A 19,586-nucleotide genomic window follows, 5' to 3' on the forward strand; every position below is an offset into this window, starting at 1 on the left:
CCGAAGTGCACCCATTCATCGTTCTAACGCCCGTCCGCAGTGTAGCCCATTCTTTCCATCCAGGGCCCGATGCGTTCCTGGAACTCTTCCAACTGCTCAGGGCTCAAATGTGCTCGCCATTGCCCTACCGACGCATCGGTGATCCGTTCCGCCAAGCGCTGGTGGCCCTGCTGGTTCCTGACACGCGTCTTCGAATAGTTCTCGGACTGCAACTGTGCCGGATCGAGCGACTCGCCCAGAAAGGTCATCACTTTCTCCAAGACTGCCCGAGGATCTCGACACAGTGATTCGTACCGGACCAGTTCTATTTTTGCTCCGCTTTCCTGAGCCGTCACAAAAGCGGCCACGGAGCGCTTCCAGAGTTCCGTGTACATTGGAATACTTCCACTCTTGACTCTCGGATTGCGAAGCGCCGAGAGATAACCGTCCCGGGGATCTCGTAGCATGAAAACGAATTTTGACCGGGGGAAATGGCGCGTGAGGAAGGGTAGACACAATGCGTGCTCAGGGGTCTTTTCCACAAACCGCCGGGCGCCCTTCTGCTCCATCAGGGCGTTTGCAATTGCATCAAAGAGATCTACCGAGTCGCGCGCCTGACGCAAAATCCGGCTCATCTCTTCTTGTGGCAATTCCGGATAGCGAAGATCGAGATAGTTGCGCCGGAAGAAAAACCACGTTTCATCCTCCAAGCCACAGAAACCGGGGTGGCTCCGTAGGAGCGACTGCATCAATGTTGTGCCACTGCGCGGTGGCCCCATGACGAACACGTGTTCGGAATCGGAGATGGTGCGCACCCAGTGATAACGGGCATTGCGCAGAGCCCAAAGAGGGTGCGCTATTGCCTTGAGCAACCGGCGCGATGTCAGACCACGGTCAAGGGAGGGTTCAAGGCTAGCGGGTTGCGGTTTCATTGGCAGCGAGTCCTGCACGACGATTCAAGGAAAGCCGGTGACCGAAAATGGTGGGTCGGATGCCCAATTGTCTCTCAGTTTCCCGGACGAGAACCAGGTTCCAGATGGCCAAGCTCAATCCGGTGGCCATTGCCGCGCCGTCGATTCCGGCCAGGGGAATCAGAATTGAGTTCAGCGACACGTTCACGAAGGTGCTCAGGGCAACTCCCCACGCCACCGTCTTCTCGTGGCTGCACATCACCAGCAAAGCCTGCACCGGCCCGGTGGCCACGTTCAGCAATTGCGCAATGCTCAGTAGAGCGAGAGCACTCGCGGCCTCGCGAAACGCATCGCCGTAGATCCAGCCCAGCAATGGGCCGCCAAAAAAAATGAAAACGACTGCAAGCGGCAAAGTGAGGAGAAAGACAGCGCGGATGGATTTCGTAACCATGCGCTGCAACCGTACTTGCTGTCCTGTGGAATTGAACTCTGACATCAAGGGGCGCATCGGGACGATCATCGCGCCCAGCGCGAAGGCGATGAAGTTCGCCATCCGGGTCGCGGTATGGTACATGCCCACCGCCTCATCGTTCACCAGTGCTCCAAGCATGAGAATGTCGGCTTGGTTGTTAATGGTGAGCATGCCGCTGATAAGCAGCAGCGGCAGCCCTGCCTTCAACCAAGATGTAGCCGCATAGTCCGGTTCCAACGGGTGCTTCCACTCCGGCTGGACCCCGTAAGCGATGGAAGCAAGGGCAATACCAAGCGCCAACGCGACCCCCGCCGCAGCCATCTGGAGATAAAGGGCCGTGTCCGGTTCCAGAGAGCCTTCCGTCGGAGCGACCAGCCAAACCACGACCAGCAGGGCCACGAAGGCGCACATGTGAAGCACATTCGGCAACGAACTCTGCACGACTCTCTTGAAACCGAGCAGTACGGCGCCACTCAGCCCCAGGAGGGCCTGAATCGGCAGCAGGAACGCTGCAGTGGCGAACAGGGCCCCTTTCTCACCAGGAATGAGTGTCGTTAACACCAAGAGGATAACGGCCAGGGCGACGGAGACAAGAGCAACGACGAGATAGCCGAACCGCACAGCCCCTTTGACTCTCGCCCACTCCTGTTTGGCAACAGCAACCGCCAGTTCTCGCTCGACGACACGACCCAAACCGAATCCTGCAAGCGTACCCAGAAGAGCGATCCAGCCCATCGTGTACTGATAGGCCCCATAGCCTGTAACCCCGAGCAACCTGGCAAGAAGCACACTGGCCGCGAAACTCAGCGCGGTATTGAGGACCTGGACTGCGGCACTCCAGCTTGCACCCCTCAGAATGTAGCTGCGAATCGGAGTCATGGTTCTTGGTAGCAAGCCGGAGTCATGGAACGGAAAGACGTCACTTGGGGAAACGCTGAGTTGCACGTCCCATTGAGCAAGATGCAGGTTGCAGGATTCAAGGATAGTGTCTCGCCAGCCACGCTGCGCTTTGCTCAACCCACCGGACTTGAAAGGATGGTTACGAGTTTCAACGGGTGGCTCCGTTCAGGCGCAGGAGGCCAGCCCCAGGCCGAAGGGACGGTGGCCGGTGCCGCTATTGCCGTGGTGGCGTGCCTCCCACAATGTCACCCCCCAGTGGCAAAGAATTCCGGGGACACCTTACGTAATTCCACGTTGTTTCATCTCCTCTGGAGCCCCCGGCTTCGGCCCGGGTTTTCGCTTCCTCAGAGACCGGCCCAGCATGACCTCCAACTTCTCGGCAAAGGCCTCGCTGCCGAGTGGGCGGCCTGTGCGTTCGTGGGTCCGAAAGGCCTCTCGCTCGTCCTAGGGGAGCGGCTCCTCCAGAAAGGCTCCCCAGTCACTGACCATTTCCAGAAGCGGCCCCACTCGGACCAGTCTGTCGTCCCGGCCATCCAAGTGCGCCCGGGCGCTGCTCCAGGGATAGTCGCCGGCCGCCTTCACCATCCCCGCCGCCACGGGGTTCCGTTCGACATACTGGGCCGCAGCCAGGAGGTGCGTTTCCTCCATGGGGAAAGAGGCAAACCGCCCTTGCCACAGATGGCCCCGCCATCCCTCACGGAAATTGATGTGTCGGCTGTAGCGGCGGTGCGCCTCGCTGATCGCCGGCGCCAGTCCGTTTGCCTCTTCCGGCACGGCAATCAGGTGGACGTGGTTGCTCATGAGGCAGTAGGCCCAAACCGCGACACCGTAATGCGCGCACCACGTGGCCATGAGATCGATATAGACCCGAAAGTCATCGTCCCTGAAAAAGGTGTTCTGCCGCCGGTTGCCCCGCTGGGTGATGTGGTGCGGTAATCCAGGGGCCACCACTCGGGCCAGTCTTGCCATGCAGAAGGACTCCGAATCCGTTCGGTCTGGAATTGTGTGAGGTGTCCCCGGAACTTCCGGAACTTCATGAGGTGTCCCCGGAACTTTCTGCCGGAACTTTCGGAACTTTCCGGGTCGCCGGGCCGTGACGTTTTGAAGCCAGGTGGCTGGTGCGCTTTTGAATCTGTCCTATCCCTTCTGCCCCGTCAGCTGCATGATTTGCTCGAGTATGGCGCAAGCTTCAGCGAAGTGGGCGTTGTCGAGCTTGCGCATGGGGTGAGGCGCTGCGTTGCGAACGCGCCAGTCGAATGATTTGGGCTGATGGCACAGTACGTAGCTTGTTTTGCCGCTTTTTCCTTTGGCCTTACCAGCGGCAACGGCGAAGGGGTTGTCTGCGTTGTATTCGGCGGTGGTCATGGGCAGGCCGATGACCAACGAGGTTTTGGCGTTGAAGTGTTGTGGCGACAACACGAGAAATGGGTGCATATCCCGCATTTCACGCCCGGCCTGGGGATTGCAGTCGATCCAGATGACGTCCTGCCGCGCGGGCACCCAGTCTCTCGTTTTGGCTACCACTGCTCGGCGCCGACGGACGTTGCGTCCATGACCTCGCCGCCGTGGCGTGCTGCGTCGAATCGCTCCAGGCGCTGTTCGAGTGTAGGCTGGCCGTTTTCCAACGGCGTAATGATGACGCGGCCGTTTTCGACCTCGATGCGCACGCGCTGATTGGCATGCAAGTGCGCCTCACGCGCCACGCTAACCGGCAGGCGTACACCGAGATTGTTGCCCCAGCGTTTGATATCGAGCACTGCGTTTGCCATTGCGCTTCTCTCGCGGTGTTTAAACATTGTCTAAACGTACTACAAAGTGGCAGCAATAGGCAAGTTGAATTCCGGGGACACCTTACGCAATTCCACGCTGCCCCATCACCCTCGACGCCAGCCGCTTCAGCCTGGGCTATTGCTTATTCAGAGGTCGGCCACTTTTACGATAGTTTCGAGTTCCGGGATTCGAGGAGTGGCTCCGCTCGAATTTGGGTGCCTCGCGTAGCCTACGGGACAATGGCAAGAGCCGTTGTTGTTCGGCGAAAAGACTCGCCTCCTACGGACCGGGTTCCGTGCGGTTATAGATGTCTTCGAACCGGATGATGTCGTCTTCACCGAGGTAGCTGCCGGACTGGACCTCGATGAGCTCCAGGGGCACCTTGCCGGGATTTTCCAGGCGGTGCGACACGCCCAGCGGTATGAAGGTGGATTCGTTCTCGCCCACCAGGTAGGTCTCACTGTTGCGGGTGACTCGGGCGGTGCCGCGCACCACCACCCAGTGCTCGGCGCGGTGGTGGTGGAGCTGGAGCGACAGGGCAGCGCCGGGTTTGACCTTCAGGCGCTTGACCTGGAAGCGCTCGCCGGCGTCGATGGACTCGTAGCTGCCCCAGGGGCGGTGGACGCAGCGGTGGTTGCGGGGCTCCTCGCGACCGCTGGCGCGCAGCGCCTCCACCAGCGTCTTCACCTCCTGGGCGCGGTCGCGGGGGGCGATGAGCACGGCATCGGCAGTCTCCACGGCCACCAGGTCCTCCACCCCCACGGTCGCGAGCAGGCGGTGGTTGGAGAGCAGCAGGGAGTTCTTTGAATCGTGGGCGAGCACGTCGCCCTGCACGGCGTTGCCCGCTCCGTCGCGGGGCATGAGCGACCAGAGCGCCTCCCAGGAGCCCACGTCGCACCACCCCGAGGCGAGGCTGACCACGGCGCCCCGTTCGGTCCGCTCCATCACCGCGTAGTCGATGGAGTCGGCGGGGCAGGCGCGGAACACCTCCGGCTCGGGGCGGAAGAAGTCGTGGTCGGCGCGGCCGGCGGTGTGGGCGGCCCGGCAGGCCTCGAGGATGTCGGGGCGGAAGCGTTCCAGCTCCTCCAGCCAGCGCCCGGCGCGCAGCAGGAACATGCCGCTGTTCCAGGCGTACCCGCCCGCGTCCAGGTAGCCGCGGGCGGTCCCGGCATCGGGCTTCTCCACGAAGGCGGCGATGGCGTGGACCGCCGCACCGATCCCGGCCTCTTCAGAACCGACAAGGGGCTGGCCCTGGCGGATGTAGCCGTAGCCCGTGTGGGGCGCGTCGGGCACCACGCCGAAGGTGACCAGCCAGCCCTCCCCCGCCAGCGCCGCGCCGCGGCGCACCGCCGCGCGGAAGGCCTCCGGCTCGCGGATGACGTGGTCGGCGGGCATCACCATCAGTAGATCGTCGGGGGCCGCGGTCAGCGCCGCCAGGGTGAGCGCCGGGGCGGTGTTGCGCCCCGCCGGCTCCAGCAGCAGCCGCGGGCTGGGCAGATTGAGCCCGCGCAGCTGCTCGGCCACCAGGAAGCGGTGCTCCTCGTTGCAGACCACGATGGGGGCGGCGGCGCTGAGGCCGTCCAGCCGCAGCGCCGTCTCCTGCAGCAGGCTGTGGTCCGAGTTCAGCGGCAGCAGCGGCTTGGGGAAGAACTCCCGGGAGAGGGGCCAGAGCCGGGTCCCGGCGCCGCCGGCGAGGATGACGGGTTGGATATTAATCAGAGGCAAGTTTTCAGTTCCGGGATGGGAGAGGTAGTGTCCAGTGTTCAGTGTTCAGTGTTCAGTGTTCAGTGTTCAGTGTTCAGTGTTCAGTGTTCAGTGTTCAGTGTTCAGTGTTCAGTGTTCAGTGTTCAGGCCTGGATCAGGTTGCTGAGTTCGGTTGTGCGTTGTTCCATCAGGGCCTGGTCGCCTCTGGATTCCACGTTCAGGCGGAGCAGCGGCTCGGTGTTGGAGGCGCGGAGGTTGAAGCGCCAGTCGTCGAATTCCATGCTGAGGCCGTCGGTGGCGTCCTGCTGCGACAGGTCCGGCTGGTAGTGGTCTCGGATGCGTTCCAGGGTGGCGCGGGTGTCGGCCACGCGGAAGTTGATTTCGCCGCTGCAGGGGAAGCGGGCAATGCGTTCGTTGACCAGCGCCGACAAGGGTCTGCCCGTTACTGACATGCGCTCGGCTACCAGCAGCCAGGGGATCATGCCGCTGTCACAGTAGGCGAAGTCGCGGAAGTAGTGGTGCGCGGACATCTCGCCGCCGTAGAGGGCGTCCTCGGCGCGCATGCGTTCCTTGATGAAGGCGTGGCCGGTCTTGCTCATGAGCGGCCGGCCTCCAGCCTTCTCTACAATCTCCAGGGTATTCCAGGTGAGACGCGGGTCGTGGATGACGGCGGCACCCGGGTTATGCTCCAGCAACTGGGCGGCCAGCAGCCCCACGATGTAGTAGCCCTCGATGAAACGGCCCGTCTCGTCGAAGAGGAAGCAGCGATCGTAGTCGCCATCCCAGGCGATGCCGAGGTCAGCGCCCTTTGCCCGCACTGCCTCGGCGGTGGCGGCACGGTTTTCCGGCAGCAGCGGGTTGGGGATGCCGTTGGGGAAGCGGCCATCGGGCTCGTGGTGGATGCGGGTCACCTCGAAAGGCAGCCGGGCGGCGATGGCGTCGAAGGCCGGGCCGGCGGCGCCGTTGCCGGCGTTCACCACCAGCTTCAGCGGTTTCAGGTGCTCCCGGTTCACGAAAGAGAGCACCTTCTCGACATAGCTCGCCAGGATATCGAGAGAAGCGTTTTCCCCTCTGCGTGCGGCGGGCTCGAAGCTGCCGGCCCGGGCCAGCGTCTCGATTTCCCGCAGGCCGCTGTCCCCGCTGACCGGAATGGCCTGCCCGCGCACCAGCTTCATGCCGTTGTAGTCGATGGGGTTATGGCTGGCGGTGACCATGATGCCGCCCCCCATGCCGGGCTGCGCCGCGGCGTGGTAGACCATCTCCGTGCCGCAGAGGCCGAGCTCGCGGGTGTCGACCCCGCTATCGTTGAGGCCACTGATAAGCGCCTGGGCCAGCGATGGACTGGTCAGGCGGTTGTCCCAGCCAACGGCCACGGGACATTGTGGGGTGATGACGTGTGCGTAGGCCGCGCCGATGTTATAGGCAAGGGCTTCGTTCAGTTCGTCCGGGAGCCGACCGCGGATGTCATAGGCTTTGAAGGGCACGGGATTCAGTTTTCCGTTTTCAGTGATTTGTGTTCCGTGTTCCGTCACAACCTTCCCGGCACCGCCCACTCCTCCGCCCCTTGCGGGAGGGGGTTGGGGGGAGGGGGTGCGGCATTTCGGGCTGCACCTGGCCTTTATGGGCACGCTGTCGCTTTGCCCATCCTACGGCTGCTGGTTCCGGCCTTGCCCCATCGCCCCGGGGGCGGGCTTCCCACAGGCGTTGGCCGGGCCGTGGAATGAGCAGATAAATCTGCACCTACCTGGAGGCGCGCCCTCGCGGCGATTGGGTTTGCAGGGCAGCGCCCTGCGCTTCAAACGGCCGCGGCCCGGCTCCCGCCCACGGGCTGGAGTATTCCCTGCCCTTCCAGGTGCACCATCACCTGTTCCACACATCCCTCAACGCTGTGCCGATCGGTTTCCAGCACCACTTCGGGGGCCTCGGGGGCCTCGTAGGGAGAGGAGATTCCGGTGAAATTGGGTATCTCGCCCGCGCGGGCGCGCCTGTAGAGGCCTTTCACGTCGCGCCGCTCGCATTCGTCGAGGCTGCAGCGTACATGGATCTCGATGAAGTCCCCCTCCCCCAGCAGCCTGCGCACCCGCTCGCGGTCCTCGCGGAAGGGGGAGATGAAGGCAGTGAGCGCCATGACGCCCGCGTTCAGGAAGAGCTTCACCATCTCGCCGATGCGGCGGATGTTCTCGCGCCGGTCCTCTTCGCTGAAGCCGAGGTCGGCGCAGAGGCCGTGGCGGACATTGTCCCCGTCCAGCACGATGGTCCGGCAGCCGCGATTGTGGAGTTCCTCCTCCAGGGCGTGGGCGATGGTGGACTTGCCCGAGCCCGAAAGACCGGTGAACCAGAGGTTGACGGCGCGATGGCCGTTCTGGCCCTCGCGCCGGGGGCGGGTGACGGTGGCGTGGTGCCAGAAGACGTTCGATTTGGGCATCGGTTTTTCAGTTTTCAGTAGATTGTGCTGTTGCCACTTCCTGCCGCAACTGTTCAATTTCCTTCTTCAGCAGTTCGTACTCTGCCATTTTTCGCTTCAGAAACCGCGCTGTAAGCCGTGTCTTCTCTTCAATACCGCTGGGAGTCAATAGATATGCATACGCCAGCTTATTTTTGCTGTTCTTGAAGTTATTTGCTTTTACCGCCCCCTTATCCACCAGGGCCTTTAAACAGTAGTTGGCCTTCCCAAGGCTCACGCCGAGTTCGCGGGACAATTCACGCTGGGTTGCTGTCGGATTATTCTCCAGCGCCTTCAGAAGCTTAAGATGCATTTCGTCATTCATGGGAGGCTCTTGTTCGAAGCAAGATTTATTGCATTTGCCTTTGTATCGATTGCACAAGCCCATGCAACATGGCCGACAACTGTTTGAGCTCTGACATCATTTCTGCGGCCTGTTTATTCTGAATCAGGGATACCTGTTGAGCGATATACAGTTGGGTGCGCAATTCGGCTGCAGAGCCTTTGGCAATATTCAGGAATCGAACGAAATCGCGTGGGGTATCCCGTTCCGCACCCTCAGCGATATTGGATGCGATGGAAACCGCAGCTCGGGTCATCTGGTCCTTGAGACCGTAGTCCTTGCATCCATTGAGTGCGGCGTAGACGTCGAGACACAGCCTGCAGGCGCGTTTCCAAACGTCCAGGTCTTCGAATGACTTGTAGGCCATGGGTTTCCTTCCCTGGAATCAATGGCTGTTGGGGCTTCGGGCACGCTACCGCCCTGCCGGTGCGTTCCTTGCACAGCATGGGGCTGGTCCGATTTGGTGCTGCGCCCTGTCCTCCGGTGAGATGGAGGGTGTGTTCAATGGTTGAACGGTGGGGCTGGGTGGGTATTAAAACGCGTTGGTGTTACGGGATCAAGACGGATTTACGTGTTCCGTGTTCCGTGTTCCGTGTTCCGTGTTCCGTGTTCCGTGTTCCGTGTTCCGTGTTCCGTGTTCCGTGTTCCGTGTTCCGTGTGTGACCGTTGGCGATGCGGGAAGCCCCTATCGCCCCGGGGGCGGGCCTCCCACAGGCTTCGATCGGGCCAACGGGGCCGGACAACCCTTGTGGGAGGCGCGCCCTCGCGGCGATTGCTCTTTCTGGTAAAGGCGGCCGGCGCTTCCGCACCGGCGGTTGCCTGTGGCACCGGGGCGGGTCTTCGACGGGCTTCGGCCGAACCACGGAGTCAGTGCAGATCGCTCTGGTTGAGGTTGGCGTAGTGGTCGGCGAGCTCTTCCAGTACGGGGAGTTTGTCTCTGATGAGTTGGAAGACCCGTTCGGAGTCCAGTTTGAGGTAGTCGTGAACCAGGATGTTGCGGAAACCCGCCAGGCCCTGCAGCTTCCGGTTGAGAGGTTCCGGCAGCAGTCCCGCTTCATGGAGCAGCCGGAAGATATCGGCATAGGTCTCTGGTTTCGAAAGACCCCGGTCGGCGATGATATGGCTGCCGATGTCGAGCAGAATTTCCAGACCAAGCTGCAGATAGCGTTCACCAGCCCCGCGCAGGAGCGGATCGGACAGGTAGGCTACCTTTCCCTTCTTTTCGATGTCGCGCAGGTGGTGCAGGTATTCATCCAGCCGCTGCAGCCGCTCCGCCACCAGGTCCTTATCGACCACGAGGAACCTCCGGTGCGACCCGGTTCGGGCGGGCACGTGTCTGCGTGCGGCGCAGGTAGGCGCTATCGAGATAATCGCGCAAGGTACGTGATTCGAACCGGACACGCTCATCGTGATGTTCCTTGAGCAACCGGCCATCGCGGATAACCCGATGTCGCAATAATAGAGGTGCGTCGTTGAGAACCACCAGGTCGACCTTGTCTGTCTTGAGAAGCCGATTCAGCTGTTCGAGCATCTGCAATCGAAAGGTGAATAGATCGACATTCTGCGCCAGATGGACCGCGATGTCGAAGTCGCTCATGGGTCCATGAGTACCGCGGGCGCGGGAGCCGAAGAGGTAGGCGAACAGGACAGCCGGCTCCTCCCGCAGGAATTGACTAAGTGCTGATAGGTGGTCGCCATCCATGTTGCAATCATCGCAACACTTTGCCGCTTTGCAAAGGGGCGACAGATATCGTGTTGATGCGCAATCGCCCCAGGGGCGGGCCTCCCGCAGCTTCGGTCGGGCCGCGGAACGAGCAGATGAATCTGCACCTACGGGAGGGGCGACGTCCGCGGTGGTCTGTTGGGGTGTTTCAGGCGCCGGCCGGGGCGATCTGGTGGCGGCTGAGGGTGATGCGGTTGGTGCGGCCCATGAGGTCGAGCAGGAGGTGGACACGCTCCTCCGCCGTTTCGGCCTGGTAGATGGCCTGCAGGCCGGCGAGGCTGCCGTCGAGGATGGTGACGGCGTCGCCCCGGTTGAACACGGGGGCATCGGGGGTGTGGCAGCCGCCCTCCTCCGCCTGCATGAGGCCGTCGACGATGAGATCGGGGACGGGCTTGACCTCCATGCCGAACTTGACCAGGCCGGCCACGCCGCGGGTGGAGCGGATGGGGGCGGTGTTCTCGGTCTCGAGATCGACGCGGATGAAGAGGTAGCGGGGGAACAGCGGCTCGATGCGCTCCAGCCACTTGCCCCGGACGCGGCGGGAGGCGCGCAGCAGCGGCAGGTAGGTGCGGTAGTCCTGCCGGCAGAGCTGGGCCTCGGCCTCGCGCTCCTGGCGGGGCTTGGTGTGGATGGCGTACCAGTGTTCCATGGGGCGGTCTGCGCTCGAGTCCGTTCAACGAGTGAACACAATAGGAAGGGCGCAGGGAGAGTGTCAATGGGCGATTTCTCACAACGGAGATGGCAGATATAGGGCAGATCCGGCGAAAAATGCGAATAGCATGTGCATTCAATCTCAGCAGGAAAGATTGGGGGGACCGAGGCTATGTCCGTCTGCCCTTATCAACTATCCTTTCCCTTCAGAGCGGCAAACAGGTCCCGCGGCATTTAGCCGCAGCTGTTGTGCATTCCAGCAGTTCACCGTGTTCGGACTGTGTATTGAGATCCACAGGGGATGGCTCCCGTCCCTTCTTTCGTTGTAGCAACAGGGTGGGCGATGGGCTGCCAACGAGCGGCTGTTGACCTCTCCCCCATCACGACGTCGTCTCCAGCCACCCGCGGGGGGCGCGGTCATCATTTTTTGCATCTGTTACGGATTGACACATTCGGTTAACATGGCAACCGCACAGTGGGGTGCGTTTTGACTGCCTTTGGAGACGTGACAATGGATGTCCGTTACATGGACTTGTTGCCTTTTGCCGTTGCCTTCGGGGTGACGGTTCTGCTGATCCTGGTGTTGCGTCCCCTGGCGTTCCGGATCGGGCTTGTGGACGAACCCGGCGGCCGCAAGGATCATGCCCACGACACGCCGCTCGTGGGCGGCATCGCGCTGTTCTGCGGTTTCTTCTTCGCGGTTCTCCTGGTCGACGGGGCGCTGGCGCCCTACAAGCCGCTGTTCGCCGGCGGGGCGCTGCTGCTCATCGTCGGCATCCTCGACGACTTTCGCGAGCTCCCGGCCTGGATCCGGTTCGCGGCCCAGATAGCCGCGGCGCTGATGATGACCCAGTGGGGCGGCGTGGTGGTGGAGGATCTCGGCTTCCTCCTCGGCCGCGACGAGCTGGCGCTGGGCCCGTGGGCGGTGCCGTTCACCGTCTTCGGCGTGGTGGGGGTCATCAACGCCGTCAACATGTGCGACGGCCTCGACGGGCTGGCCGGCACGCTCTCCCTGCTGGCGCTGGTGTTCATGGCCCTGGCGGCCTTTGCCGCTGGCGACGGCGCCCACACTTCCCTGCTGATGATCCTGGCCGCGGCGGTGCTCGGCTTTCTCGCCTTCAACTACCGCATCCCGGGCCGCCGGCGGGCGCTGGTGTTCCTGGGCGATGCCGGCAGCATGTTCCTCGGCTTCTGCCTGGCGTGGTTCCTGGTGGCGCTGACCCAGGATCCGAATGCGTCCATCGCCCCGGTGACCGCCCTGTGGCTGGTGGCCATCCCGCTGCTCGACACGGTGAGCCTGATGCTGCGGCGGGTGATGAAGGGCCGCTCGCCCTTCGCCCCCGACCGGGAGCATTTCCACCATATCCTGCTGGTGGCCGGTTACTCGGTCTCCCGGGCGGTGCTGATGATCGCGGTGCTCTCCACCCTGCTGGCGCTGTTCGGGTTGGCCGGGCTGTGGTCGTCCGTGGATCAGTGGGTGATGTTCTACGCCTTCGCCGGCCTGTTCCTGCTCTATTTCTGGGGTGTGCGGCATGCCTGGAGGGTGATGCGGGTGTTGCCGAAGCCCGGAGGCCGGCAGGTGGCAGGGGCCGGGCAGGCGCATGGGGCGCTGGCGCAGCGGGAGGTGGAGTGATTCGGGTGATGAATTGAAGGGACAGGATTTACAGGATTGACGGGATTTGTAGATAGACAGGATTGACAGGATTTTTTGTTGATGTTTGTGCTGGGCGTGGGTGCCCCACAGGATGTGAGGCGGGTGGTAGAGACTGGGCGTGGTTCACCCCCTCCCCAACCCTCCCCCTGAGGTGGAGGGAGTAAAAGCCTGAGGCACACGCCCGGGGCACGGCATGCTCTGCTCCCCCTCCCCTTGCGGGAGGGGGCTGGGGGGAGGGGGCATCGCAGTACTCTGGAATGGGCGGGATTGACAGGATTTTCCCTCTGGGTTGAGGGGCTGCGGTTGGATGAGGGTTTGTGGGTTCTGGCCCGGGCCCTATCGCCCCGGGGGCGGGCCTCCCACAGGCTGCGCTCGGGCCGCCGGGGTGTGCAGATGAATCTGCACCTACGGGTGGGGTGGCCTCGCGGCGATTTCCACCCAATGGAGGGGAAACAGCGCCCTGGTGGTGCGGGAATGCACCAACGCTGGAAACGGCCCTACAATTCCTGCAGAACAGTCTGCCTGGAGCTGCGGGGATGAAGTTGTTGCCGGGAATTGTGTTGCTGCTCGTCTGTACCGTCGCCGCGGCGGGTGAGGTTGAGCGGCGTATCGCGGCGGCGCGGGCGCTGGAGGCAGATGCCGCGGAGGCCGGGTCGGTGGCGCTGATCGAGGCCTGGCGGGCGGTGGTGGCGCTGGAGCCGAAGAACGAGGCCGCGCGCCAGGCGCTGGCGGAGACGGCCTGGGCGCTGGCGGCGAAAATCGAGGCGGCGGAGGCGATCGAACAGACGCACGCGGCGCTGGAGTACGAGGCGCGCATCGTGGAGCGGCTGGCCGACACCCTCTGGCGCACGGAGCGTGATGCCGAGGCGGGCGATGGGCGCGCCCAGCTTGCGCTCGGTGTCTTCCTCCGGCACGGCCTGCTGGCCGAGGCCGACGAGAAGAAGGCGTGCGATGCCTACAGCCGCGCCGCGCAGTCCGGTGTGGCGGCGGGCCAGTATCGCGCGGCGCTCTGCGTTTCGGCGGACGATCCGGCCCGGGCGCTGGAGCTGACGCGCCAGGCCGCGGCGGGCGGTCATGCCGCCGCCCAGCACCTGCTGGCCGAGCGCCTGCTGGCGGAGCAGCCGCCCCGGACCGAGGAGGCGTTCCAGTGGGCGGAGCGTTCGGCGGCGCAGGGCCGGGTGAGTGTCTTGAGCCTGCTGGGCTGGATGTTCGCCGGCGGGCATGGAGTGAAGAAGGATGCGGTGCGCGCCGCGAGCCTCTACCGCGAGGCGGCCGAGGCCGGCAGCGCCAGCGCCCGCAACAACCTGGGCGAGTTGTACGAGACCGGCGAAGGCGTGGCGAAGGACCCCGGCACCGCGGTGGGCTGGTATACCCGCGCGGCGGAACAGGGGTACGCCCCGGCCCAGTACAACCTGGCGCGGATGATAGCCGGTGGCACCGGGGTTAAGCGGGATGATTGCGCGGCGCGCGGCTGGCTCGGGCGGGCGAAGGCGCAGGGATTCGAGATTGCCGGGACCATGCTGGAGTGGATGGACCGGGAGAAGCGGTGCCCAGGGAAATAGTGGTTGTGGTGCGCGCTATCGCCCCGGGGCGGGCCTCCCACAGGCTTCGAACGGGCCGGTGGAGTGTGCAGATGAATCTGCACCTACGGGAGGGGCGCCCTCGCCGCGATTGATTTTGAATGGACAGGTTTGTAAACAGCTATTGAAACATCGGCGTTTCGCTTTTGTGACATGTCGCAAATTTATTTATGTATGTCCCGTCAGGGCAACATGAAACACTGATCTCGTTGCCACGACATGCTAGGCTTTGGTCTACCAGTAAACATGGATTTTCCACGGGAGTTCAGGATATGAACAAATCGCGCATTCCCGGCTGGCTGCTTGCAGGGACGCTGGCCTTCGGCCTGCCTGCTGCGGCGCAGGCCATCACGGTTTCACCCGGCATGGACCAGGCGGCGCTCACCGCGGCCGTGGCCGATGCCAAGGCGGCCAACGAATCCCTCGCCTCCATCGCCCAGGCGCTGCTCGACGCGGGCATCAGCCCCGGTGACGTGACCCAGGCCCTGCTCGAGGCGGGCTTCGGCGCCGCCGAAGTGGTCTCCACGGTCATCGGGCTCGCCGGAAACGACGCCACCATCGAGGTGGTGAGCCGCGCCGCCTTCCTGACCGGCACCTCCGCCATCGAGATCATCCGCACCGCGGCGCTCGACGCGGGCGCGGACAGCGGCGATGTGGAGGAAGGACTGGCCCAGGCCGGCGTGAACGACATGAAGCCGGCTGCCGGCGCCCCCGGCGGCGTCGCCAGCGATAGCTGACAGGCCCCATGACCCAGACCGCTTCCGACGCTCAGCCTAAAGGAATAGTCGCCGTGATGATCAAGAAACAGATTGCCCTGGGCGTGGCGCTGGCCTGCAGCGCCGGCGCCGCCTCCGCCCTGGAGCCGAACGGGATTCCCTTCGGCCCCTTCCGCGCCTACCCCTCGCTCTCCTACGACCTCAAGTACGAGGACAACGTCTACCGTACCGAGAGCAACGAGCAGGATGCGTGGGTGAACGTTCTTACCCCGGCCATCGAGCTGCGCGGCCTGAGCGGCCCCAACGCCTACGTGCTCGGCTATGAACTCAGCAAGGCCTGGTACAGCGAGGATGGCGGCCGGAACGACTTCCTCCACCAGCGACTCTATGCGAACGCGGCCCTGGAGTTCGCCACCCGCCACCACCTGGACCTGAACTACGAGTTCAAGGATGCAACCGATCCCCGCGGCACTGATTTCGAGGCCGACGAGGTGGTGGACGTGGTGCGCGACACCGCTGCCGGCACCGACGTGGACGAGTGGCACCAGCACCAACTGGGCGGCACCTATGCTTTCGGTACCCCTGGAAATCGCGGCCGGCTGGAGCTGCACGCCGACCAGGCCTGGCGCCGCTACGACAACAACGGCCAGGAGTACCGCGACCGCGACGCCACCACCCTGGGCGCCACCTTCTACGCCCGGGTGATGCCCAAGACCTCGCTGCTGTTCGAGGTGGCCCAGACCGACATTGACTATGTGAACGAAGGGGCTGCCCCTCCGGGATCCACCAGCCTCGACAGCACCGAGCGCCGCTACCTGGCCGGCGTCACCTGGGACGCCACGGCCAAGACCACCGGTACCGCCAAGGTGGGCTACCTGACCAAGGACTTCGACGACGGCAGCCGTGACGACTTCAGCGGCAGCAGTTGGGAAGTGGGCGTCACCTGGCGGCCCCTCACCTACTCCGCCGTGGACCTGACCACTTCCCGCTCCACCAGCGAGCAGACCACCGGCACCGACGATTACGTGCTGACGAAGGACTTCGGCATCGCCTGGACCCACGACTGGGGCGTGCGCCTCAGCACGAAGTTCGACGCCAAGTGGGCCTGGGACGAGTACAACACCACCGACCGCGAGGACGACCGCTCCACATACGGCATGGGGCTCACCTACGCCCTCAACCGCTGGCTGGATCTGGGTGCGAGCTACCGCTACCTGGAGCGCGACTCCAGCGCGGCCGGCAAGGACTACGACAACAACACCTTCATGCTGACCGTCAAGGCGGCGCTGTAGGTTTGTTGGCGTAACCGGAACGGGCTGTGCAGGGAAGCCTCCCCGCGGGGAGGCTTCTTTTTGCTGGCTGCGAAATGATTTTTTCAATAGACAGGATTTACGGGATTTCTCAGGATTGACAGGATTTTTCCCTCAGGGTTGAGGGACTGCGGGTGGATGAGGGTGCGCGGGCATTGACCTGGGCCCTATCGCCCCGGGGGCGGGCCTCCCACAGGCTTCGGTCGGGCCACCGGGGTGTGCAGATGAATCTGCACCTACGGGAGGGTCGCCTTTGCGGCGATTTGCTCTCCGGGAGTGAAAGGAAGAAATTCAGCCAGGCGGCCCTGAGAGACGCCGGCCACACCAGGGATGGTTCCATGATGGTACCTTGTTCGCATCAAACTGCATTGAACGATGTCTGATAGGAGCGCTGTCATCAGCATGAGCAAGACCCCGTTTGCATACCTCCTGACACTGCTGCTGTTCATGGCGCTGGCACCCGCCGGCGCGCCTCACGCCGCCGAGGGCGAGGGGCTGTCCGGCTACCGCCTCGGCACCGGCGACCTGGTGCGGGTGCAGGTGTTCGGCGAGGACGATCTCTCTGCGGAGTCTCGCGTCAGCGACCGCGGCACCATCCCCTATCCCCTGCTCGGCGAGCTGAAGGTGGTGGGGCTCTCCATCCGCGGGGTGGAGGAACTCATCGCCAACCGCCTGCGCGGCGACTACCTGGTCAACCCCCAGGTGAGCGTGAGCGTCCTCGAGTACCGCCAGTTCTACGTGAACGGCCAGGTGAAGAGCCCCGGCGGCTTCCCCTACCAGCCCGGGCTCACCGTGCGCCAGGCCGTCTCGCTGGCCGGCGGGTTCACCGAGCGGGCCTCGCGCAACAAGATTTTCGTGGTGCGGGACAAGGACCCCGCCGGCGCCAGCAAGAAGGTCGAGCTGAACGACCCCGTGCGCCCCGGCGACACCCTCACCGTTGAGGAAAGCTTCTTCTGATGGAAGGCCGCATGAACAATCCCAGGGAAATGGGGCTCGCCCCGCGCGTTGACGACGATCACTACGAGGAGGACACCATCGACCTCCTCGCCTACTGGCGCACCATCTACGCCCACAAGTGGGGCATCCTCGGGCTCGCCTTCGTGGTGGGGCTGGTCACGGCGCTGGTGGCCTTCTCCCTGGAGCCGGTCTACCAGGCCAAGACCTCGCTGCTCATCGAGCCGAAGGCCGCGAAGTTCCTCTCCATCGAGGATCTCTACGGCCCCGAGGGCGTCGGCCGCGCCGGGGAGTACTACCAGACCCAGAAGGAGATCATCCAGTCCCGGACCCTGGCCGAGGACGTGGTGAACCGGCTGCAGCTCTGGACCCACCCCGAGTTCGATCCCACCCGGGAGGCGCCGAGCCGGGCGCGGCTCAACCTGAAGCTGGCCGACTGGCTGCCCTGGCTGGCGAAGGACGAGGAGCCCCCCACCGAGGAGGCCGTCCGCAAGGCCACCGTCGACGCCTTCATGAGTCGGCTCGGCGTGGAGCCGGTGCGCAACAGCCAGATCATCGACGTAACCTTCGAGGCCAACGATCCGAAACTGTCCGCCGAGGTGGCGAACACCGTGGCCAACGCCTACATCGAGGCGGGTCTGGAGGCACGGCTCTCCATGGTGCAGAAGGCCACCTCCTGGCTCACCGACCGCCTCGACGGTCTGCGCACCAAGGTGGAGGAGTCCGAGAAGGCGCTGCAGGCCTACCGCGAGCAGCAGGGCCTGGTGGACATGGCCGGCGACAGCGACCTGGCCAGCGCCCAGCTGCAGTCCATCTCCGAGCGCCTGGTGTCGGCCCGCGCCAAGGTGGGCGAGCTGGAGAGCATGTACGCCCAGGCGCGCAACCTGCAGAGCCAGGGCGCCACCAGCCTCAGCAGCCTGCAGAGCCCGCTCGTGGTGCAGATGAAAACCGCCGAGGCGGAGGCCGAGCGCAAAATCGCCGAGCTCTCCCAGCGCTACGGGCCCAAGCACCCGAAGATGATTGCCGCCCAGAGCGACCTGCAGGCCGCGCGCCAGAAGCTGCGCGGCGAGCTCGGCAACGTGGTGGCCGGGGTGAACAAGGAGCTCGCCGCCGCCCGCGCCACCGCCGCCCAGCTGCAGCGGGAGTACGACCAGCTCAAGGGCCAGGTGCAGGACGTGAACCGCAAGGGCTTCCGGCTGCAGGCCCTGGAGCGCGAGGTGGCCGCCAACCGCCAGCTCTACGACACCTTCCTCACCCGCTTCAAGGAGACCAACGTCGCCGGCGACATGGACTCCACCAATGCCCGCGTGGTGGACCCGGCGGTGGTGCCCACCGTGCCGGTGAAGCCGCGGAAGGCGCTGATGGTCAGCATCGCCATCGTCCTGGCGCTGTTCGCCGGCATCGGCCTGGCCTTCCTGCTGGAGCACCTGGACAACACCCTGAAGAGCGGCGAGGAGCTGGAGGACCGGCTGGGGCTGCCCATGCTCGGCTCCCTGCCCCTGCTGCGGCTGAAGAAGGGCGAGCAGCTCAAGCCCGAGCGGGTGTTCGCGGACGACAGCAAGTCCACCTTCGCCGAGGCCATCCGCACCATTCGCACCGGCGTGGTGCTCTCCGGCCTCGACAACCCCCACAAGATCGTGGTGGTGACCTCCACCATTCCCGGCGAGGGCAAGACCACCGTTTCCATGAACCTGGCCCTCGCGCTGGGCCAGCTGGAAAAGGTGCTGCTCATCGACGCGGACATGCGCCGCGCCTCCATCGCCCAGCAGCTCGGCTTCGCCAAGGACACCCCCGGGCTGTCCAACCTGGTGGCCGGCACCGCCAAGGCCAGCGAGTGCATCCACCCCGTGGAGGGCACCAGCGTCCACGTGCTGCCGGCGGGCATCATCCCCCCCAACCCGCTGGAGCTGCTCTCCTCCCACCGCTTCAGGGAGTTGCTGGACAAGCTCTCCGAGGCCTACGACCGCATCGTCATCGACACCGCCCCCACCCAGGCGGTGAGCGACGCCCTCGTCCTCTCCACCCAGGCCAGCGCCGTGGTCTACGTGGTGAAGGCCGACTCCACCCCCTACCCCCTGGCCCAGACCGGCGTGAAACGCCTGCGCCACGTCAATGCCCCGCTGGTCGGCGCCGTCCTCAACCAGGTGGACATCAAGAAAGCTGGCCGTTACGGGAAATACGGCAGATACGGGTACGACCGCTACTACCATTACGACTACTACGGCTCGAAGGCGTAGTGAGTATCTGATGAATAGAGAGGGAGGCTTCGGCCTCCCTTTTTCTTTGTATGGACAGGATTTACAGGATTGACGGGATTGACAGGATTTTCTGTGGTTCGGGGCGAGTTGCCGGAATAAGCAGAATACAGAACCCCGGGGCCATGCTGGAGGAGATTGCCCGTCAACTCGAACGCCGCACACCCCCTCCCCAGCCCTCCCCCTGAGGGGGAGGGAGTAAAAGCCCGAGCCTCGCGGCC

At 64.1% G+C, this 19,586-nt stretch carries 19 protein-coding genes; 6 read left to right on the plus strand and 13 right to left on the minus strand.

The annotated features are described in order from the left end of the window. Nucleotides 1-23: 23 nt before the first annotated feature. From DFQ59_RS07635 to rfaH, 13 genes are all read right to left on the minus strand, one after another. Nucleotides 24-911, minus strand: a complete 888-nt coding sequence (locus DFQ59_RS07635; protein ID WP_114279066.1) for a sulfotransferase family protein — start codon at nucleotides 909-911, stop codon at nucleotides 24-26. After that, on the minus strand, nucleotides 892-2,379 hold the full coding sequence (locus DFQ59_RS07640; protein WP_147275192.1) for a flippase: 1,488 nt from the start codon (nucleotides 2,377-2,379) through the stop codon (nucleotides 892-894). The genes DFQ59_RS07635 and DFQ59_RS07640 overlap by 20 nt, the downstream gene beginning before the upstream one ends. A gap of 327 nt (nucleotides 2,380-2,706) precedes the next feature. After that, nucleotides 2,707-3,231 (minus strand): transposase, encoded by a 525-nt coding sequence (locus DFQ59_RS07645; protein WP_245937212.1) that lies wholly within the window; start codon nucleotides 3,229-3,231, stop codon nucleotides 2,707-2,709. Nucleotides 3,232-3,399: 168 nt separating this feature from the next. Next, nucleotides 3,400-3,762 carry a type II toxin-antitoxin system PemK/MazF family toxin gene (locus tag DFQ59_RS07650; protein WP_245937213.1) on the minus strand — a complete coding sequence of 121 codons (363 nt, stop codon included), beginning with the start codon at nucleotides 3,760-3,762 and terminating at the stop codon, nucleotides 3,400-3,402. 17 nt (nucleotides 3,763-3,779) lie between these two features. Next, a complete protein-coding gene (locus DFQ59_RS07655) occupies nucleotides 3,780-4,031 on the minus strand; it encodes an AbrB/MazE/SpoVT family DNA-binding domain-containing protein (RefSeq protein ID WP_114279069.1) in 252 nt (83 codons plus the stop codon). A gap of 280 nt (nucleotides 4,032-4,311) precedes the next feature. Further along, the gene (locus DFQ59_RS07660) at nucleotides 4,312-5,748 is read right to left on the minus strand and encodes a mannose-1-phosphate guanylyltransferase/mannose-6-phosphate isomerase (protein WP_114279219.1); all 1,437 of its coding nucleotides are present in this window, start codon (nucleotides 5,746-5,748) and stop codon (nucleotides 4,312-4,314) included. A gap of 131 nt (nucleotides 5,749-5,879) precedes the next feature. Next, a complete protein-coding gene (locus DFQ59_RS07670; protein ID WP_281268237.1) occupies nucleotides 5,880-7,220 on the minus strand; it encodes a phosphohexomutase domain-containing protein in 1,341 nt (446 codons plus the stop codon). Nucleotides 7,221-7,531: 311 nt separating this feature from the next. Next, nucleotides 7,532-8,161, minus strand: coding sequence for an adenylyl-sulfate kinase (cysC, locus tag DFQ59_RS07675; protein ID WP_114279070.1), 630 nt, complete (start codon nucleotides 8,159-8,161; stop codon nucleotides 7,532-7,534). Nucleotides 8,162-8,168: 7 nt separating this feature from the next. Further along, nucleotides 8,169-8,504: a MarR family EPS-associated transcriptional regulator gene (locus DFQ59_RS07680; RefSeq protein ID WP_114279071.1), complete on the minus strand. Its 336-nt coding sequence runs from the start codon at nucleotides 8,502-8,504 to the stop codon at nucleotides 8,169-8,171. A 25-nt stretch (nucleotides 8,505-8,529) separates the two neighbouring features. Then, nucleotides 8,530-8,889 (minus strand): four helix bundle protein, encoded by a 360-nt coding sequence (locus DFQ59_RS07685; protein WP_114279072.1) that lies wholly within the window; start codon nucleotides 8,887-8,889, stop codon nucleotides 8,530-8,532. Nucleotides 8,890-9,389: 500 nt separating this feature from the next. Continuing rightward, entirely contained in the window at nucleotides 9,390-9,818 is a 429-nt protein-coding gene (gene hepT, locus DFQ59_RS07690; RefSeq protein ID WP_170142078.1) for a type VII toxin-antitoxin system HepT family RNase toxin, read from the minus strand. After that, nucleotides 9,808-10,224: a type VII toxin-antitoxin system MntA family adenylyltransferase antitoxin gene (mntA, locus tag DFQ59_RS19800; protein ID WP_114279074.1), complete on the minus strand. Its 417-nt coding sequence runs from the start codon at nucleotides 10,222-10,224 to the stop codon at nucleotides 9,808-9,810. The genes hepT and mntA overlap by 11 nt, the downstream gene beginning before the upstream one ends. Nucleotides 10,225-10,393: 169 nt before the next feature. Beyond that, a complete protein-coding gene (gene rfaH / locus DFQ59_RS07700; protein ID WP_114279075.1) occupies nucleotides 10,394-10,894 on the minus strand; it encodes a transcription/translation regulatory transformer protein RfaH in 501 nt (166 codons plus the stop codon). Between the two features lie 513 nt (nucleotides 10,895-11,407). Between rfaH and DFQ59_RS07705 the strand changes: the two genes are divergently transcribed. The 6 genes from DFQ59_RS07705 to DFQ59_RS20485 all read left to right on the plus strand — a co-directional run bounded on the left by DFQ59_RS07705 (nucleotide 11,408) and on the right by DFQ59_RS20485 (nucleotide 19,347). Next, complete coding sequence (locus DFQ59_RS07705) at nucleotides 11,408-12,529, plus strand: MraY family glycosyltransferase (protein ID WP_114279076.1); 1,122 nt, start codon at nucleotides 11,408-11,410, stop codon at nucleotides 12,527-12,529. 566 nt (nucleotides 12,530-13,095) lie between these two features. Beyond that, nucleotides 13,096-14,112, plus strand: coding sequence for a tetratricopeptide repeat protein (locus DFQ59_RS07710; protein WP_147275194.1), 1,017 nt, complete (start codon nucleotides 13,096-13,098; stop codon nucleotides 14,110-14,112). A gap of 290 nt (nucleotides 14,113-14,402) precedes the next feature. Continuing rightward, nucleotides 14,403-14,867: a hypothetical protein gene (locus DFQ59_RS07715; protein WP_114279078.1), complete on the plus strand. Its 465-nt coding sequence runs from the start codon at nucleotides 14,403-14,405 to the stop codon at nucleotides 14,865-14,867. Nucleotides 14,868-14,923: 56 nt separating this feature from the next. Next, a complete protein-coding gene (locus tag DFQ59_RS07720) occupies nucleotides 14,924-16,138 on the plus strand; it encodes an outer membrane beta-barrel protein (RefSeq protein ID WP_170142080.1) in 1,215 nt (404 codons plus the stop codon). A 420-nt stretch (nucleotides 16,139-16,558) separates the two neighbouring features. Then, a complete protein-coding gene (locus DFQ59_RS07725; RefSeq protein ID WP_211314819.1) occupies nucleotides 16,559-17,113 on the plus strand; it encodes a polysaccharide biosynthesis/export family protein in 555 nt (184 codons plus the stop codon). Between the two features lie 11 nt (nucleotides 17,114-17,124). Beyond that, a complete protein-coding gene (locus tag DFQ59_RS20485) occupies nucleotides 17,125-19,347 on the plus strand; it encodes a GumC family protein (protein WP_170142081.1) in 2,223 nt (740 codons plus the stop codon). Nucleotides 19,348-19,586 lie beyond the last annotated feature (239 nt).

This window comes from Thioalbus denitrificans (assembly GCF_003337735.1).
Lineage (GTDB): Bacteria > Pseudomonadota > Gammaproteobacteria > DSM-26407 > DSM-26407 > Thioalbus > Thioalbus denitrificans.

What these genes read in the sequence shown, in the direction of transcription:
- cysC (WP_114279070.1), bottom strand. Translation starts at nt 8,161, where the DNA reads ATGCCCAAATCGAACGTCTTCTGGCACCACGCCACCGTCACCCGCCCC.
- DFQ59_RS07685 (WP_114279072.1), bottom strand. Translation starts at nt 8,889, where the DNA reads ATGGCCTACAAGTCATTCGAAGACCTGGACGTTTGGAAACGCGCCTGC.
- DFQ59_RS07635 (WP_114279066.1), bottom strand. Translation starts at nt 911, where the DNA reads ATGAAACCGCAACCCGCTAGCCTTGAACCCTCCCTTGACCGTGGTCTG.
- rfaH (WP_114279075.1), bottom strand. Translation starts at nt 10,894, where the DNA reads ATGGAACACTGGTACGCCATCCACACCAAGCCCCGCCAGGAGCGCGAG.
- DFQ59_RS07655 (WP_114279069.1), bottom strand. Translation starts at nt 4,031, where the DNA reads ATGGCAAACGCAGTGCTCGATATCAAACGCTGGGGCAACAATCTCGGT.
- DFQ59_RS07725 (WP_211314819.1), top strand. Translation starts at nt 16,559, where the DNA reads ATGAGCAAGACCCCGTTTGCATACCTCCTGACACTGCTGCTGTTCATG.
- mntA (WP_114279074.1), bottom strand. Translation starts at nt 10,224, where the DNA reads ATGGATGGCGACCACCTATCAGCACTTAGTCAATTCCTGCGGGAGGAG.
- DFQ59_RS07645 (WP_245937212.1), bottom strand. Translation starts at nt 3,231, where the DNA reads ATGGCAAGACTGGCCCGAGTGGTGGCCCCTGGATTACCGCACCACATC.
- DFQ59_RS07715 (WP_114279078.1), top strand. Translation starts at nt 14,403, where the DNA reads ATGAACAAATCGCGCATTCCCGGCTGGCTGCTTGCAGGGACGCTGGCC.
- DFQ59_RS07680 (WP_114279071.1), bottom strand. Translation starts at nt 8,504, where the DNA reads ATGAATGACGAAATGCATCTTAAGCTTCTGAAGGCGCTGGAGAATAAT.
- DFQ59_RS07705 (WP_114279076.1), top strand. Translation starts at nt 11,408, where the DNA reads ATGGATGTCCGTTACATGGACTTGTTGCCTTTTGCCGTTGCCTTCGGG.
- DFQ59_RS07720 (WP_170142080.1), top strand. Translation starts at nt 14,924, where the DNA reads ATGATCAAGAAACAGATTGCCCTGGGCGTGGCGCTGGCCTGCAGCGCC.
- DFQ59_RS20485 (WP_170142081.1), top strand. Translation starts at nt 17,125, where the DNA reads ATGAACAATCCCAGGGAAATGGGGCTCGCCCCGCGCGTTGACGACGAT.